General features: G+C 68.8%; 14 protein-coding genes. 4 read left to right on the top strand and 10 right to left on the bottom strand.

Features of this window, described 5'->3' with window-relative positions; translation table 11 throughout:
* Positions 1-217: 217 nt before the first annotated feature.
* Positions 218-1,051 (top strand): GNAT family N-acetyltransferase, encoded by an 834-nt coding sequence (locus HFGMBDPB_RS26660; protein WP_016454717.1) that lies wholly within the window; start codon positions 218-220, stop codon positions 1,049-1,051.
* Between the two features lie 254 nt (positions 1,052-1,305).
* On the opposite strand, the gene HFGMBDPB_RS26655 is transcribed toward HFGMBDPB_RS26660, so the two are convergent.
* The 4 genes from HFGMBDPB_RS26655 to HFGMBDPB_RS26640 all read right to left on the bottom strand — a co-directional run bounded on the left by HFGMBDPB_RS26655 (position 1,306) and on the right by HFGMBDPB_RS26640 (position 6,302).
* On the bottom strand, positions 1,306-1,773 hold the full coding sequence (locus HFGMBDPB_RS26655) for a CoA-binding protein (RefSeq protein ID WP_016454716.1): 468 nt from the start codon (positions 1,771-1,773) through the stop codon (positions 1,306-1,308).
* A 28-nt stretch (positions 1,774-1,801) separates the two neighbouring features.
* Complete coding sequence (gene nhaA, locus HFGMBDPB_RS26650) at positions 1,802-3,073, bottom strand: Na+/H+ antiporter NhaA (RefSeq protein WP_212646615.1); 1,272 nt, start codon at positions 3,071-3,073, stop codon at positions 1,802-1,804.
* 233 nt (positions 3,074-3,306) lie between these two features.
* Complete coding sequence (locus HFGMBDPB_RS26645) at positions 3,307-3,840, bottom strand: hypothetical protein (protein ID WP_016454714.1); 534 nt, start codon at positions 3,838-3,840, stop codon at positions 3,307-3,309.
* A 191-nt stretch (positions 3,841-4,031) separates the two neighbouring features.
* Positions 4,032-6,302, bottom strand: coding sequence for a protein-disulfide reductase DsbD family protein (locus HFGMBDPB_RS26640; RefSeq protein WP_212646614.1), 2,271 nt, complete (start codon positions 6,300-6,302; stop codon positions 4,032-4,034).
* Positions 6,303-6,517: 215 nt separating this feature from the next.
* On the opposite strand from HFGMBDPB_RS26640, the gene HFGMBDPB_RS26635 reads away from it, so the two are divergent.
* Positions 6,518-7,495 (top strand): Bug family tripartite tricarboxylate transporter substrate binding protein, encoded by a 978-nt coding sequence (locus tag HFGMBDPB_RS26635; protein ID WP_016449278.1) that lies wholly within the window; start codon positions 6,518-6,520, stop codon positions 7,493-7,495.
* Positions 7,496-7,524: 29 nt separating this feature from the next.
* The gene (locus HFGMBDPB_RS26630; RefSeq protein WP_061290036.1) at positions 7,525-8,385 is read left to right on the top strand and encodes a creatininase family protein; all 861 of its coding nucleotides are present in this window, start codon (positions 7,525-7,527) and stop codon (positions 8,383-8,385) included.
* 344 nt (positions 8,386-8,729) lie between these two features.
* Here HFGMBDPB_RS26630 and HFGMBDPB_RS26625 read toward each other — a convergent pair whose 3' ends face one another.
* From HFGMBDPB_RS26625 to HFGMBDPB_RS26605, 5 genes are all read right to left on the bottom strand, one after another.
* Positions 8,730-9,704: a Bug family tripartite tricarboxylate transporter substrate binding protein gene (locus HFGMBDPB_RS26625; RefSeq protein ID WP_212646613.1), complete on the bottom strand. Its 975-nt coding sequence runs from the start codon at positions 9,702-9,704 to the stop codon at positions 8,730-8,732.
* A 119-nt stretch (positions 9,705-9,823) separates the two neighbouring features.
* Positions 9,824-10,507 carry a histidine phosphatase family protein gene (locus HFGMBDPB_RS26620; RefSeq protein WP_016449281.1) on the bottom strand — a complete coding sequence of 228 codons (684 nt, stop codon included), beginning with the start codon at positions 10,505-10,507 and terminating at the stop codon, positions 9,824-9,826.
* 91 nt (positions 10,508-10,598) lie between these two features.
* Positions 10,599-11,558, bottom strand: a complete 960-nt coding sequence (locus HFGMBDPB_RS26615) for a PhzF family phenazine biosynthesis protein (protein WP_046987043.1) — start codon at positions 11,556-11,558, stop codon at positions 10,599-10,601.
* An 87-nt stretch (positions 11,559-11,645) separates the two neighbouring features.
* Positions 11,646-12,830: an aminotransferase-like domain-containing protein gene (locus tag HFGMBDPB_RS26610; RefSeq protein WP_016454353.1), complete on the bottom strand. Its 1,185-nt coding sequence runs from the start codon at positions 12,828-12,830 to the stop codon at positions 11,646-11,648.
* A gap of 234 nt (positions 12,831-13,064) precedes the next feature.
* Positions 13,065-13,667: a LysE family translocator gene (locus tag HFGMBDPB_RS26605; RefSeq protein ID WP_016449284.1), complete on the bottom strand. Its 603-nt coding sequence runs from the start codon at positions 13,665-13,667 to the stop codon at positions 13,065-13,067.
* Positions 13,668-13,861: 194 nt separating this feature from the next.
* Between HFGMBDPB_RS26605 and HFGMBDPB_RS26600 the strand changes: the two genes are divergently transcribed.
* Positions 13,862-15,313 carry an aminotransferase-like domain-containing protein gene (locus HFGMBDPB_RS26600; RefSeq protein WP_016449285.1) on the top strand — a complete coding sequence of 484 codons (1,452 nt, stop codon included), beginning with the start codon at positions 13,862-13,864 and terminating at the stop codon, positions 15,311-15,313.
* Positions 15,314-15,531: 218 nt separating this feature from the next.
* Here the strand turns inward: HFGMBDPB_RS26600 and HFGMBDPB_RS26595 are convergent, their stop codons facing one another.
* Positions 15,532-16,245 carry an RNA polymerase sigma factor FliA gene (locus HFGMBDPB_RS26595; RefSeq protein WP_012202528.1) on the bottom strand — a complete coding sequence of 238 codons (714 nt, stop codon included), beginning with the start codon at positions 16,243-16,245 and terminating at the stop codon, positions 15,532-15,534.
* Positions 16,246-16,247: the final 2 nt, after the last annotated feature.

Below are 16,247 nucleotides of genomic sequence, written 5' to 3'. Positions count from 1 at the left end.
GACATGCCAACCCTGTGGTGGCGTGCACCAACTTGCGCGCAACACCTGTCATAGAGGCATTTGCTGCAGTGCACCATTGCAGTGCGGTGTGACATGTTGCTGTAACGCAACCGTCGCGGGACTTTCATGGCCGCTTTCCACAATGGCGGCACGCAGGCAAACCGAGTGGCACAGGCAGGTCACCGACTGCGTCCAACATGACGAGGAAGGCGGGCATATGGACGTTCTGGACACCCTTCGCAACGCGGCGATCGACGTCGCCAAGCCCCCGCTTTCCGCGCTTCTCCAGCCACCCCAGGCCGCGGACAAACCGCTGCGGCTGGATGTGCGCTGGGCCCGCCATCTCGACGAGGTGCGCCAGGTGCAGCGCCTGCGCCACGCGGTGTTCGCCGCCGAGATGGGCGCCGTGCTGCAGACGCCGCTGGCCGGGCATGACATCGACGCCTTCGACGATTTCTGCGAGCACCTCATGGTCTGCGATGCCGACAAGGGCGTGGTCATCGGCACCTACCGCCTGCTCACGCCCACCCAGGCGCTGCGCGCCGGGGGCCTGTACTCCGACCAGGAATTCGACCTGGGCCCGCTCGCCGCCTGGCGCCCGCGCATGGTGGAGCTGGGCCGCAGCTGCGTGCACGCATCGCACCGCCAGGGCGGCGTGATCCTGGCGCTGTGGGGCGCGCTGGCCGAATTCATGCAGCGCAACCGGCTCGACGCCATGGTCGGCTGCGCCAGCATCCCCATGCAGTACCCGGGGCTGGCCCATGGCGAGGGCCCGGCGCGCGTCTGGCAGCAACTGCGCCAGACCCATCTGGCCGAGCCCGAGCTGCAGGTGCGTCCCCGCGTGGCCCTGCCCGAGGAGCTGGCATCCGTCAGCACCAGCGGCATGAGCGTGGAGCCGCCTGCGCTGATCCAGGGCTACCTGCGCACGGGGGCCAAGGTGCTGGGCGCGCCGGCCTGGGACAGCGACTTCAACACGGCCGACCTGCCCATCATGATGCGCATGCAGGACCTGCCTTCGCGCTACCTGCGCCTGTTCACGCGGCGCGGCTGAGGCCGTCGCAGCGTTTTGGGGAAATTGGGAATTTTCGGAAAGAGAGGGCGGAGCCGGCTTCTTGTGCAATGGGCCGGACCGTGATGTGCATCACAGGGCTGTCACAAAGACCGTGCATGATGCTGGATGTGGGCTGAAGCAGACACCCGGACGGAGGCAGGTAACCTGCACCGGACTGACCGGGCCTTGGTCCACGCCAATTGCAGGCCGCAGCCTTTTCGGGGCTGCGGCCTTTTTCATGGGCAATTCCTGAGTTACCGGGCAGTGGGCGGGGCATCGGCCAGAAGGCGCTGGTGTTCGATCTTCACGCAGCGGTCTTGCACGGTCCACAGGCCCGCAGCGCGGGCCAGTTCCAGGGCCTTGTCGTTGACCACGCCCAATTGCAGCCACAGGCAGCGCGCGCCGACGGCAACGGCCTCGGCGGCCAGCGGCGGGATGTCCTCGCTCTTTCGGAAGCAATCGACCATGTCGATGCGCAGGCCCTGTGCGGCCAGCGCGGCCGCAGCGTCGGCCAGGCTGGCATGGACGGGCTCGCCCAGGATGCTTCCGCCTTCGCGTGCCACCACGGGGTTCACGGGAACGATGCGGTAGCCGTGGCGCTGCATGTACTGCGAGGCCTGGTGGCTGGGCCGCTCGGGCTGCGGCGACAGGCCGACCACGGCCAGGGTGCGGCACTGCACGAGGATGTCGCGCAGGCGGGAGTCTGTTGCTGTATCACTCATGCGCCGCAGTGTACGCAGCGCCTTCCGCTCAGGCGGGCAGGGCTGTCGCGTCCGCAGCATGGCGCCGGCGCAGCACCATCCCCCAGCCCAGCCCCAGCACGGCGGCCGTGGCCGAGGCCAACAGCACGCCCAGCTTGGCGGCATTGAGCAGGGCCTCGCTGTCAAAGGCCAGCGTGGCGATGAAGATGGCCATGGTGAAGCCAATGCCTGCCAGCAGGCCTGCCAGCAGCGTGTCGCCCCAGCCCATGCCCGGCGGCAGCGCGCACAGCCGCAGGCGCACGGCCAGCCAGCAGCTGATCAGCACGCCCAGCGGCTTGCCCAGCACCAGGGCCAGGGCCACGCCCCACATCACGGCCGAGGTGCCCGCCGTATCGATGCCAGCGGTGCCCGCCCCCTGCAGCGGCACGCCGGCATTGGCCAGCGCAAACAACGGCATCACGCCAAAGGCCACCCAGGGATGCAGGTCCGCCTGCACGCGCTCCACGGGCGCGGCGCTTTCGCGGCCGGCCAGCGCATGCACGGGCGTCACCAGGCCCAGCACCACGCCGGCCAGCGTGGGATGGGCGCCGGTCTGCCAGATGCCCCACCAGAGCACGGCGCCCGGCAGCACATAGGCCCAGGCGCGGCGCACGCCCAGCGACTGCAGCAGGAACACGCCGGCCAGGCCGGCGGCGGCCACCAGCAGCTGGCTCCATTGCAGCCCGCCCGAATAGAACAGCGCAATGATGAGCACGGCCACCAAGTCGTCGATGATGGCCAGCGCCAGCAGGAACACGCGCAGCGCGGGCGGCAGCCCCCTGCCCAGCAGGGCCAGCACGCCCATGGCAAAGGCGATGTCGGTGGCCGTGGGCACGGCCCAGCCATTGCGCAGCGGCGGCGCGGCATTGAAGGCCAGGAAGATCAGCGCCGGCGCCACCACGCCGCCCAGCGCGGCCATCACGGGCAGCAGCGCCTGGCGCGGCCGGGCCAGTGCGCCGGAATGCATCTCGCGGCGTATCTCCATGCCGACCACGAGAAAGAACACGCTCATCAGCGCATCATTGACCCAGAAATGCAGGGATTGCGACAGCTGCCACGGGCCCAGGCCCAGGCTCAGCGGCGTGTGCCACAGCGCCTCATAGGAGCCGGCCCAGCCGGAGTTCGCCCAGAGCAGGGCGGCGGCCGCTGCCAGCAGCAGCACGATGCCGCCCGCAGCCTCGGCATGGGACCAGCGGGACAGGAAGGCGCCGACGCGATCGGCGAAAGACAGGAAAAGGGGCGTGCGCGGGCCGGACGGCCGCGGGGTCGTGTAGGTGTTCATGTGCAAAGCAGCAAAGGGGCCTTGCGGCCCCGGTGCGCAGGCGGCCCGACCTGCGCTATCAACACCTGTCCTGCCGCCCCATGCGGTCTGGACACCCAGCCGCCATTATAAAAGAAGCCCCCACTCCCTTTGCTGCGCAAGGTCCGCTGCCCCCCGAGGGGGCCGCTTTTTGCCTTGGGGCGGCCCGGCGGCAAAAATCGGCGGCCGGGACTCTTGCGCAAGACCGTGCGGATTCAGGGCCTGGGCGGTTCGTTGCGCGAGACGCATTCGGCCAGCAGCCCCAGCGAGGACAGCGCAATCATGAAGACCAGGAACACATAGGCCGCCGTAGCCACACCCAGGCTCATGCTGAAGCCCCATTGCAGCACCGAGCAGGCCATGCCGGTCTGCGGATACATGGCCGTGCATTGCGATGCGGCGGGCATGTGCACGTACCAGGTGACGGCGATGAACATGGCGCCCGCCACCATGGCGGCATTGCCCCAGGGATGGGTCTGCGGGTGGTAGAGCGCATAGATCAGCGCCACGGGAACGGCCAGGCCCCAGGCGAACATCATCAGCCAGCTGAACACCGGCGAGACTGCCAGGATGGACTGCAGCCACTCCATCTTGGGCAATCCGTTGACGAAGCCCAGCAGGTCCCAGACAAAGGGCAGGACGATCCCCGCCACAGCCAGGCTGGCCAGTCCCAGCGCCAGCAGCAATCCCTTGCCGCGTGAACGATGGTGCACCCCCGAAGGGTGCGAATGGGTGATCAGTGCATGCATGGCCCACCTCCTGTGTCGTGCAGGGCGGGCAGTTGCCGCGCGGGCGGGTCCGGAGTCGGGCGGCAGCCGCGGCGCCTAGCGTTCGGATTGCGGTATTCCCCGGATGGATCCAGTCTAGGACGGCGTGCACTGCAACAGATGTAGGTCTTGCACCTACCCAAAATCGGGGTTTGTCCCAGGAGGGGATGCCGTCAAAGCGCGGCCAGCGCCCCCAGCACCTCGCCCTTGGACAGCAGTTCGCTGAGCACCACCGGCGGCTTGCCCGGCGCATGCAGCACATAGACGGGCACGCCGCTGCGGCCCAGCTGCTGCAGCGCGGCGGTGATGGCCGGGTCGCGGCGCGTCCAGTCGGCGCGCAGCAGGGTCACGCCGTGCTTGTCGAAGGCGGCCAGCACCTCCTCATGGTTGAGCGTGGTGCGCTTGTTGACCTGGCAGGTCACGCACCAGGCGGCCGTGTAGTCCACGAACACGGGCTTGCCCGCCGCCTGCAGCTCGGCCACGCGGGCGGCCGACCAGGGCTGCCAGCGCTGGCCTGCAGCGGACGCCATGCCCGTGCCCTCCGCCTGGGCAGGTGTGGCGATCAGCGGTGCGGTGGTGGCCAGCAGCGCGCCCCCCAGCACCACGGCCAGCGTGGCCAGCACGGCGCGCGTGCGGCCCTTGAGCGTCAGCGTCCAGACCAGGGCGCTGAAGGCCAGCAGCAGGGCCAGCAGCGCAGTGGCGGCGTCGATGCCGCTTTGGTGCCCCAGCACCCAGACCAGCCAGACCACGGTGGCGAACATGGGAAAGGCCATGGCACGGCGGAAAGTGTCCATCCAGGCGCCAGGGCGTGGCAGCCAGCGCACTACGGCGGGAACGAAGCTGGCCAGCAGATAGGGCAGGGCCATGCCCAGGCCCAGGGCGGCGAACACCGTCAGCGCCTGCAGGGCCGGCATGTCGATGGCAAAGCCCAGCGAGGCGCCCATGAACGGCGCCGTGCAGGGCGAGGCAATGGCCACGGCCAGCACGCCGGACAGAAAGGCATCGGCCACCGGGTGGCGCGCATGCGCCGCAGCCCAACGCCCGGGCAGCATGGAGCCGAACTCGAACAGGCCGGCCAGGTTCAGGCCCAGCAGGGTGAACAGGGCTGCCAGCAGGGCCACGATGGCTGGCGACTGCAACTGAAAGCCCCAGCCCAGCTGCTCGCCTGCCGCGCGCAGCGCCAGCAGCAGCCCGCCCAGGGCCAGGAAGGACAGGACCACGCCGGCCGTATAGGCCAGCCCGCCCAGGCGCTGGGCGCGGCGGTCCTGTCCATGGCGTGCAAAGCCCAGGATCTTGATGGCCAGCACCGGGAAGACGCAGGGCATGAGGTTGAGGATCAGTCCACCCACCAAGCCACCGAGCAGGGCCATCCACAGGCTGGCGGCGCTGGCAGCAGGCGCAGCGGCCTGGTTGGCCGCCAGGGCCGCAGCCAGTGCGGGCGAGACGCTGGCCATGGCGGCAGCCGTCCAGCGGCCCTCGACCGGGGCCTCGGCGCGCCAGGCCACGGGCTGGCCCTGCTCCAGCGCTGCGGCGCGCTCGGCGGGCGGCAGGGCCAGGACCACGGGCAGCTTGGCCGGAGTGTCGCCGCGCATGTCGGACAGCGGCAGTTCGGCCACCCAGGCTGTGCCGTCCCAATGCTGCTGCCAGTCCTTGCCCAGTTCGGCCGCGTGGTGGAAGGTGTCGGAAGATTCGGGATAGAAGTCCAGCGTGCGGCCCTGCAGGGATTCCGGCAGGCCCTCGATGCGCAGCTGCACGCGCTCGTCGGGCGTCCTGCCTTGTGCGGCAGGCTGGCTGGCCGGCACCACCTTGGCCTGGGCCGGCGCGGACAGTGCCTGGGGCTTGAGCGCCCAGGCCTGGGTGAAGGCCTGACCCTGGGCTGCCGTGCTGCCCTGCACGGGCAGCTGCAGCTGGAAATCGCCTTCCTCGGGAATGCACTCCACGCGGCAGACCAGCCAGTTCGCATGCAGGCGCAGGTCCAGCATGCCGGACGCGGGCGGCTTGAAGTCGGGGGCCACCTGCACGGGCACGGGCAGCAGCACCTGGCCCTCATAGCCGTAGTTGAGCAGCGGGCCCACGCGCAGCGCCTCGGGCACGGGCCACTGGATCTCGCCCGCCGTCAGGCCCGCAGGCAGCTGCCAGTTCAGCTCGGTGGCCAGGCCGGAGTCACCGGCGTTCTTCCAGTAGGTATGCCATTCGGGCTGGTGGGTGATCAGCAGGCCCAGCCACAGTGTCTGGCCAGGCTGTACGCCTTCGGGCGCCTGGGCCACGAGTTCGGCGCGCACGCGCGGCGTGTCCACGGTCGCTGCCGCCCCGCTGCCGGTTTTCAGGCGGATCTGCGCGCCGGCCTGGAAGGCCAGCAGGCTGGAGGCGGCCAGAAGGAAGGCAAGAAGCCAGAAGGCGAGGCGCTGGGGTGCGGTGTGGCGAGGAGGCGTTTGGAGTGGCATGGCGGACTATGGGAGCCCGGGGCGGGATCTTTGGTTCCCCTGGCTACAGGCGGCGATGGTAGCGGCCATGCGCCATGGAATCCTCTGTGCGTTGTTGCAAGACGATTGGCAAAAGATATCGTTGCATAGGCGCTTGGTATTGGACAGGCGATAGGTCCGTTGCCCATCATGGGCCGGCCACCCATCCGGGATAGAGCAACACAAGGAGACAAGCCATGCAGGAGACATCTCGCCGCCAATTCCTGGCCGCCGGCGCGGCAGCGGCCGCCGCCTGGGGGCTGCCGCAGCACGCGCGCGCGGCCGCTGCCTATCCCGACAAGTCCGTGCGCGTGATCGTGCCCTTTCCCGCCGGTGGCACCACCGACGTGGTGGCGCGGCTGGCCATGCAAAAGCTCGGGGAGCTGACCGGCCAGTCCTTCGTGGTGGACAACAAGGGCGGTGCCAATGGCGTCATCGGCACGGAACTGGCCGCCCGCGCCACGCCCGACGGCTACACCCTGCTGATGAACACGGCCGGCGCGCAGACCCTGAGCCCGGTGCTCTACAAGACCAGCTACGAGGCGCTGGCCAGCTTCGAGCCCATCAGCCATCTGTGCGACGTGGGCTTCGTCCTCATTGCGCGCAAGGACCTGCCCGTAAACAGCCTGCAGGAGCTGGTTGACATGGCCAAACAGGGCAAGCCGCTGAGCGTGTCCTCGGGCAGCAGCATGATTTCGCTGATCACCGAGCAGTTCAAGAAGGTGATTGGCGCGCCGGGCATCGTCAACGCCCAGTACAAGGGCACGGCGCCGCAGATGCAGGCCGTGGTGGCGGGCGAGGTGGATTTCTCGTTCGACTCCTTCACCTCGGTGGAGATGATCCGCACGGGCAAGGTCAAGGCCCTGGCCGTGCTGCTGCCCCAGCGCGCCGAAGTCTTTCCCCAGGTACCCACCATCAAGGAGGCCGGCGTGGACGGCATGGGCTTCAGCTCCTGGTCGGGCCTGCTCGCGCCCAAGGGCACGCCCCGCGACATCGTGGCCCAGCTCGCGCAGCAGATGGACAAGGTCATGCAGATGCCCGACGTGCTGGCCAAGCTGCGCAGCTACAGCTATGTGCCGCGCCGGGGCACGCCCGAGGAGTTCGCGCGGCTGATCGAATCCGACAACGAGCGCTGGAAGCGCATCGTCAGGGAATCCAACTTCAAGGTCGAATGAGACGCAGGGCGGGGGCTAAGATCATGGCCATGCCAAGCTCCCCGCCTCCACACACGTCCCTCGGTACCTGGCCATCGCGCTGGTGGGCCGAAGTATCGGCGCGCGATTTCGCGCTGGCCCAGGCGGGGCTTGCCGCGGAAACCGTGGCGGTGCTGCCCGTGGCCGCCGTGGAGCAGCATGGGCCGCACCTGCCGCTGTCCGTCGATGCCCGCCTGCTGCAGGGCGTGATCGATGCGGCCCTGCCGCTGCTGCCGGCCGACCTGCCCGTGCTCTTTCTTCCTCCTCAGAACATCGGCTTCAGCGTGGAGCACCAATCGTTTGCCGGCACGCTGACGCTGTCGCCCGCCACGGTGATCGCGCTGTGGACCGAGCTGGGCGCCTGCGTGGCGCGGGCCGGCGTGCGCCGGCTGCTGTTGCTCAACGGCCATGGCGGACAGGTCAGCGTGATGGACATCGTGGCGCGCGAGCTGCGCATGCGCCACGGCCTGCTGGTCTACAGCAGCAGCTGGTTCGGCCTGGTGGACGATGCGGCCAATGCGCAGTTCAGCGCGCATGAGCACCGCTTCGGCATCCATGGCGGCGAGGTGGAGACGTCGATGATGCTGCACCTGGCGCCGGAGACCGTGCGCATGGAGCATGCGCGGGACTTTCATTCCACTTCGCAGGATCGGGCGCAGCGGCATGCCTTGCTGGGCAATGGGCGAAGCGCCAAGATGGGCTGGGCCATCGAGGATTACAACGTTTGCGGCGCCGTTGGCAATGCAGCCGGGGCTGCGGCCGAGCGTGGTGCAGCCATGGTGCAGGCGTCGGCTAGAGGGCTGGTGCAGTTGCTCTCGGAGATGCATGCCCTGGCCCCAGATACGGTGGGGCGGGCGCCGGAGCCGTTGTAGGTTTGTTGCGGGTTCGTTTTTGGACCCTGCCGGAAGGTGGTTTTTCGAGGCCGGGTCTCGGCCCGGCGGCCGACCTACTTTCTTGCGGCGCAGCAAGAAAGTAGGCAAAGAAATGCGCCCAAATGTCCGCGACCCCTTCGCTGCGCTGCGGGGCCACCTGCGCCGTGACGGTTGCGGGGTTCGCCGTGAAACTCTCTTCGCGCTGCGCGCTACGTTCAAACATCACGGCGAGTCAGATGACGAAGCAGTCCTGTCCTTCGGCAGGACTGCAACCCCGCAACCGCCACGACGCAGGCGCTGACATACGGGGAGTTGTTGCGGGCCTTCGCTGCGCTCGGCCTTTTTTACTGTTTCGGGATCTTGGCCTGGACGATCACGTCGCCCCAGCGTTTGATTTCCGATTGCAGCAATTGCGCGGTGTGCTCGGGCGTGCTGGATTGGGCTTGGACGTTCATTTCGCGCAGCTTCTGCGTGACTTCGGGGGAGTTCACGGCGGCGGCGATTTCCTTGTTCAGGCGGGCGATGATTTCCGGAGGGGTCTTGGCGGGGGCGGCCAGGGCGTTCCAGGAAGAGGCGACGAAGCCCTTGACGCCTGACTCCTGGGCCGTGGGCACGCCGGGCAGCAGGGCCGAGCGCTTGTCGCCGGTGATGGCCAGCAGGTTGACGGCCTTGGAGTTGATCTGGCCCATGATGGGCGTGAGGATTTCGACGGCCGCGTCGATCTGCCTGCCCCGCAGGGCCGTGACCACGGCGGGAGTGCCGTTGAAGGGCACGATCTGGGCGTCGATGCCGGCCGTGGTCTTGAACAGTTCGGCCGCCAGGTGCTGGGTGCTGCCGATGGCGATGCTGCCGATGTTGAGCTTGCCGGGGTGGGCCTTGGCCCAGGCCACCAGCTCGCCCAGGTTCCTGAAGCGCGAGTCGCTGGCGGTGAGCACGCCGATGTCGAAGTAGCCCAGGGTGGAAATCGGCGTGAAGTCCTTGACCATGTCGAAGGGCAGTTGGTTGAACAGCCCCACGGTGACGGCGCTGCCGTTGGACATGAGGAACAGCGTGTGTCCGTCAGGTGCGGACTTGGCCACGGTGTCGCCTGCGACGATGCCGCCCGCGCTGGGCTTGTTGTCGATGATGACGGGCTGGCCCAGCTGCGAGGCCAGCTTTTGCGCAACGACGCGCGAGGTGACGTCGGCCACGCCGCCTGCGCCAAAGGGCACGACGATGCGGATGGGCTTGTTCGACAGGGGCTGTGCCTGGCTGGTGATGGCGGCCAGCAGCAGGGCCGCGCAGGCCAGGGCGCTGCGCGTGAAGCGGCGTTTGTTCATGGGTCTTTTGTCTCCTGGCCGGCCAGTGTGGCGCAAAAGCGCAGGCCGGCCCAGATCGCCCGTGTTCTGGCTGCTATGCCCTGGCGCAATAGCCGTGTGGCGGCCTGGCCGGGGCTAGATCAGGCGTGCGTGATCCAGCTGCGGTGCTCGTCCGTGTCCAGGTGGTTGAGCGTGTTGAAGGTCTGCAGCATCAGGCGCTTGGGGCTGGTGGTGAACTCGGTCACGGCGCTGTTGCGGATGCGCATGTTCAGCGCAATGGTGACCTCCGGCGAGGTGCCCAGCACATGGCCCACGGCGGTGGAGATGGGGCCGCCGCTGCTGACCAGCAGCACGTTTTCGTCGGCATGTTCATGCCGCACACGCTCCAGCACCTGGCGCACGCCGCCGGAGAAGTCGTCCCAGCTGGGCATGCCCTTGGGGCTGATGGTGCCGGCCATCCACTGGGCCAGGGCATCGCACAGCAGCCGGAAGTGGTGGCGGTACAGCTCGGGTGTGTCGGGCTTGGGCAGGGGCGCCGGATGGATGGCCTGCAGCAGCGCGCCGCTGTCGTATTCATCGAGGCCTGCAAGCGCCTGGGTGCGGTGCTGCTCGGCAGGCAGGCTGCCCAGGCCTTCGGCGATGCCGGCCAGCGTCTGCGCATGGCGGCGCAGCGTGCCCGTGTAGACCGCGTCGAAGCGCAGGCCGCGCTCTCGCCAGTAGGCACCCAACCTTTGCGATTGCGCCTGGCCGCGTTCGCTGAGCTGGTCGTAGTCTTCGGCACCAAACGAGGCCTGGCCATGGCGCACAAGATAGAGGGTTCCCATGGCGCGGATTGTGGCCAGCGCTGGCGCCGGCGTTTGTCCTGCGGGCGACTGGCTGCCGCCTTGGCGACAGATTCCAGCAGCCCGGCAGGCCCTACAACAGCACCTGGCCGCTCACGCACTCCACCACATGGCCGCCTATCCACAGCGCGCCCTGGGCGTCCTCGCTGACATGCACGCGGCCGTCGCGGCCCACGCAGCAGCCCTGGCTGGCGATGTAGGGCGCGCGCAGCAGGCCTTCGCCGCGCAGCCACAGGGCCAGGCTGGCGTTGAGGCTGCCGGTGACGGGGTCTTCGGTGACGCCGACGGGGCTGGCGAAGCCGCGCACTTCCAGGCTGGGGGCGGCATCCGCATCGGCCCCGGCCGGGCGCTGGCCCGTGGCAAAGGCGCGTGCCTCGCGGCTGCTGCGGCCGATCAGTGCCGGTGCATCTTGCGCGCTTTCGTACAAAGCGCAGGCGCCCACCTTGGTGTTCAGCGCCTTGAGCCTTGCATGGTCGGGCTCCAGCGCCAGCACCTGGTCGGGATGCTCGAAGAGCACGCCCATCCAGCGCGGGCCGTTGTCCAGCCAGGCGGCGCGCAGGATCTGGCCGGGCTCCGCGCCCAGCGCGGCAGCCACCTCGGCCAGCAGGCCCGGCTCCACGGCGCCGATGTCGGTGGCCGGTGCCTGGAAGGCCAGGCGTCCGTCCTGGCGCGCAATCGAGATCAGCCCCTTGGCGCATTCCTGCACGATGCGCCCCGCCTGCTGCGGCACGCCGCCCTGCGCCAGCCAGGCGTGGCAGCTGCCCAGCGTGGGATGGCCGGCAAAGGGCAGCTCGCCGCCCGGCGTGAAGATGCGCACGCGGTAGTCGGCGCCTGCGGCGCGGCCGGCCTCGGTGGGCGGCAGCACGAAGGTGGTCTCCGACAGATTGGTCCAGGCCGCGAAGGATTGCATCTGCGTATCGGTCAACCCGGTGGCGTCGAGCACGACGGCTAGCGGATTGCCCAGGTAGGGCCGTGCCGTGAACACGTCCACGGTCATGAAGGGGCGCTGGCGGGGAGCGGCGGTGGAGGTCATGGCAAGGGGCAGGGTTGCGATGGGCAATGCAGGATGAAGAAAGCCGGCGCAAAGCCGGCTTTCAGGGAACAGCCGGGGCTGTGCGTATCAGGCCGACAGCTGCGAGCGGATGGCGTCGGCCAGGGCGGCGATGCCCTTGTCGATCTGCTCGGCCGACACCGTCACGTACGACAGGCGCAGCGTGTTGGCCTGGGGCTCGTCCGCGTAGAACGGCGCGCCGGGCACGAAGGCCGTGCCGCGTTCCACGGCGGCGGGCAGCAGCTTTTGCGCATCCATGCCCTTGGGCAGGCGAACCCACAGGAACATGCCGCCCACGGGACGGGTCCACTGCACGTCCAGGCCGGCCATTTCGCGTTCCAGCGCGGCCAGCATGGCGTCGCGCTGGCGCTTGTACATGGCGCGGATGGTGGGCACATGGCGGTCCAGGAAGCCGTCCTTGATGACCTCGGAGACCACGCGCTGGTTGAAGCCGGGCGTGTGCAGGTCGGCCGCCTGCTTGGCCTGCAGCAGCTTGTTGTAGACGGACTTGGGCGCCACCAGGAAGCCGATGCGCAGGCCCGGGGCCAGCACCTTGGAAAACGAGCCCAGGTAGATCACGCCTTCGGGGTTGCGCGCGGCCAGCGGCAGGGCAGGGGGCTGCTCGAACCACAGGTCGCCATAGGGGTTGTCCTCGATCAGCGGGATGTCGAGTTCACGCGCCTTGTCCACCAGGGCCTGGCGGCGTGCCTCGGCCATGGTGCGGCCGGTGGGGTTCTGGAAGTTGGGCAGCACGTAGGCCAGGCGGGCCTTGTCGGCGCCGGTGCCGGCCTTGGCGGCGAAGTCCTCGACGAGGATGCCGTCGTCATCGCTGTCCACGCCCACGGGAATCGGTTCCTGCGGCGCAAAGGCCTGCAGCGCGCCCAGGTAGGTGGGCTTTTCGACCAGCATGCGGCTGCCGCGGTCCAGGAAGACCTTGCCGATCAGGTCCAGCGCCTGCTGCGAGCCCGTGGTGATCAGCACCTGGTCGGGGTCCACTTCCCAGGGCAGGAAGTCGGCCACGGCCTGGCGCAGGGGCGCGAAGCCTTCGCTGGTGGCGTATTGCAGGGCCGCTGCGCCATCGCGCTGCATCACGGTCTGGCAGGCCTGGGTGAACGCGTCCAGCGGGAAGGCCAGCGGCGAGGGCAGGCCGCCCGCCATGCTGATGATGCCGGGACGGTCGGTGAGCTTGAGGATTTCGCGGATGGCGGAGGGGTTCATCTTGGCAGCACGGTCTGCCAGCGTCCAGGTCGTCATAAAAAAAGCAGTTCCAGGTCTTTGCGGTGCCCGCCATGCGGGCGGGCTGGTATGGGTTGCCATGCCGTCGTGGGGCACGGGCCGGCCGCATGTGAAGAGCGCAGTGCGGATGGTGCTTTCGCTCTTGCGCCGGCAATGAGGGTATTTTGTCGCGGCCGTGAAGGGTCTGCGCATCCTCCCTTCAATAGCTGGGCAGGCCAGTACGGCCTTTGCCTGGGTGTGGATGGCAGACCCTCATGCGGCCACCATCCACATCGCCGTCAGCGCCAGCATGGCCGCCATGGCACGGTTGAACCACAGCAGCCTGCGTCCCTGGGCCAGCCAGTGGCGCAGCAGTGCGCCCACGCAGGCATACAGCAGATTGCTGGAGAAGGCATAGGCGGCCATGACGGGCAGCACCACGGACAGGCGCTCGCTCAGGTCGTCGTGCCCCGCCAGCCAGCCGGCCACGATGGCCAGGGCCAGCAGCCAGGCCTTGATGTTCACGAATTGCAATCCCACGCCCTGCCAGAAACCCACCTGCAGCTGCTGCTGAGATTGCAGTGACGCCATCTGTGCGCTGCGGCTCAGGCGCCAGGCCATCCACAGCAGGTAGCCGATGCCGGCGGCCTTGACCAGCCACAGCAGCAGCGGTGCCGCCACGATCGCCGCGCCCACGCCGGCGGTGCTCAGCACCAGCAGCAAGCACCAGCCCACGGGCACGGCCAGGACGAAGCGCAGCGCCGGGCGCAGGCCGTGGTTGGCGGCCAGGGCCGTGGACAGCGTGGTGTTGGGGCCGGGGCTGAAGCTCATGGAAGCGGCGAGCAGCAGCAAGGCGGTGAGTTCGGACGGTGGCATGAGGCGGTGGCCCCGGAGGTCTCCATACAGGCGGCAAGGGGCTGTTGGGGAGGAGGGCACGGCAGGCCTGCTCCGCAGCACGAATGCCTGCAATATAGGTGCAAGACCTGTACAGTACCAATACAGTTGAACCCTCAATTGCATGTTCTGTATCGGCGCCCATCCCGATACAGTGACGTTTTGGTGACCCCATCATGCCCGTTCCCCTTTCGCGGCTGGCGCCGCAGACCCTGAGTACCCAGCTGGCCGAACGCCTGGGAGAGCGCATCCGCATGCGCCTGCTGCCGGCGGGCGCACGCCTGCCCTCGGTGCGCGAATGCGCGCGCCAGCAGGGCGTGAGCACGCACACGGTGGTGGCCGCCTATGACCTGCTGCAGGCCCAGGGCCTGGTCGAGGCGCGGCCGCAAAGCGGCTTTTTCGTGCGCGATTTCGTGCAGGACGCACCGCTGCTGCAGTCCGAACAGGCCCGCGCCGCGCCTGCGGACGAGGCCACCGGCGCGCCCAAGGGCACGCGCATCAATGCCTCCATGCTGGTGCGCGGCATGTTCCACCAGAGCGTGGGCGGCAGGCCCCAGCCCGGCGCGGGCGTGCTGCCGGCCCAATGGCTGGAGGCAGGCTTTCTGGCCGCTGCCATGCGCAAGGCCTGTTCGGGAAAATCCCTGCACGACTCCTGCGTGGGCTATGGCGACCCGCTGGGCGACATCAGCCTGCGCGAGGCGCTGTCGCGGCGCCTGGCGCGCCTGGGCATTGCGGCGGCGCCGCAGCACATCATCACCACCATGGGCGCAACGCATGGGCTGGACGTGGTCAGCCGGGCCCTGCTGCAGCCGGGCGATCCGGTGATGGTGGAGGAGCCCGGCTGGGCCGTGGAGTTCGCGCGCCTGGCATCGCTGGGCATGCGCGTGCTGCCCGTGCCGCGCGGCCCCGACGGGCCGGACCTGGCCGTGATGCAGCGGTACTGCGAAAGCTGCGCGCCCAAGCTCTACGTCAGCGTGAGCGTGCTGCACAACCCCACCGGCTACAGCCTGTCGCCGGCCAGCGCCCACGAGGTGCTGCAGCTGGCGCGGCGATTCGGCTTCTACGTGGTGGAGGACGATACCTATGGCGAGATCGCGCCCGACCACGCCGCACGCATGACCGTGCTGGACCGCCTGGGCCACAGCATCTACGTGAGCGGCTTCGCCAAGCTGCTGGCGCCCAACTGGCGCGTGGGCTATCTGGCGCCGCCGCCTGCGCTGGTGGAGCGCCTGGTGGACACCAAGCTGCTGTCCACGCTGACCACCCCCGCACTGACGGAACGCGCCCTGGCCCACTGCATGGACCAGGGCCAGCTGCGCCGCCATGCCGAGCGCCTGCGCCAGCACCTGGCCCAGGCCCGCATGCGCAGCGTGGCACTGGCCCAGCAGGCCGGAGCCCGCTTCGCGGCCGAGCCGGCCGGCATGTTCGGCTGGGTGGACACCGGCGTGGACACCGAAACCCTGGCCCAGCGCCTGCTGGACGCCGGCTACTTCATCGCCCCCGGCTCCATGTTCCACGCCGGCCGCCAGCCCAGCACCTGCATGCGCATCAACTTCGCCACCACGCAGGAACCCGCCTTCTGGCGCATCTTCGAACGCGAAGTCCAGGCCATGCGCGGCAGCGCATAGAAAAGGGAATGGGAGAGAGGAGAGGGGGAGGGGGCGGAAGGCGGGGAAGACTGTATCGACCCGCAAACATAGATCAGACCAGCAGCGCAAAAAACCGACGAGGCCCAAAGCGAGGGACACCGAGCAAGGGCCGCCCCGCCGCGAGGGTGTCGTCCCCCTCCCCCGCGAAGCGGGTAGAGAGGGGGAAGGCGCGTCAGCGCCTCAGGGGGTGCCCCCAGTCAATGCGCCCGCATCTTCGTACGCAGGCGCGCAATCGCCTGGCTGTGCAGTTGGCACACACGCGATTCGGTCACGCCCAGCACGGCGGCGATTTCCTTGAGGTTCATGTCGTGCTCGTAGTACATGCCCATGATGTACTGCTCGCGCTCGGGCAGGGCCTTGATGGCTTCGACCAGGGCCACGCGCAGGCGGTGGTCGCGCAGCAGCGCAAAGGGGTCGGCGCCGCTGTCGGCCACGTGGCGTTCGAGGAAGTCCTCGCCCTCGTCGCCGCCTGACATGTCTTCCAGGTACACCAGCTGCGTGCCGCGCACCTTGCCCAGCAGCGACTGGTAGTCGTCCAGGTCCATGCCCAGCTCGTCGGCGATCTCGGACTCCAGCGGGGTGCGTCCCAGGCGCTGCTCCAGGCGGTGCAGCGCGTGCTCTATGTCCTTCTGGCTCTTGCGCGAGCTGCGGCTCATCCAGTCGCCCTCGCGCAGTTCATCGAGCATGGCGCCGCGGATGCGCTGGCTGGCGAAGGTCTCGAATTGCACGCCCTGCTCGCTCTCGAAGCGGGACAGGGCTTCGGCCAGGCCGATCATTCCGACCTGTATCAGATCATCAAGCTCCACATTGGGAGGCAGCTTGGCGATCATGTGCAGCGCGATCCGGCGTACCAGGGGTACGTGCCGACGGATCAGTGCATCGCGGTCGAGTTGGCCTTTGGCGGTGTACATGG

The sequence above is a fragment of the Delftia sp. PE138 genome, from assembly GCF_018320755.1.
Classification (GTDB): Bacteria; Pseudomonadota; Gammaproteobacteria; order Burkholderiales; family Burkholderiaceae_C; genus Comamonas; species Comamonas tsuruhatensis.
The sequence above is the reverse complement of the archived record's forward strand: the minus strand, read 5'-3'. Positions and strand labels throughout refer to the sequence as shown.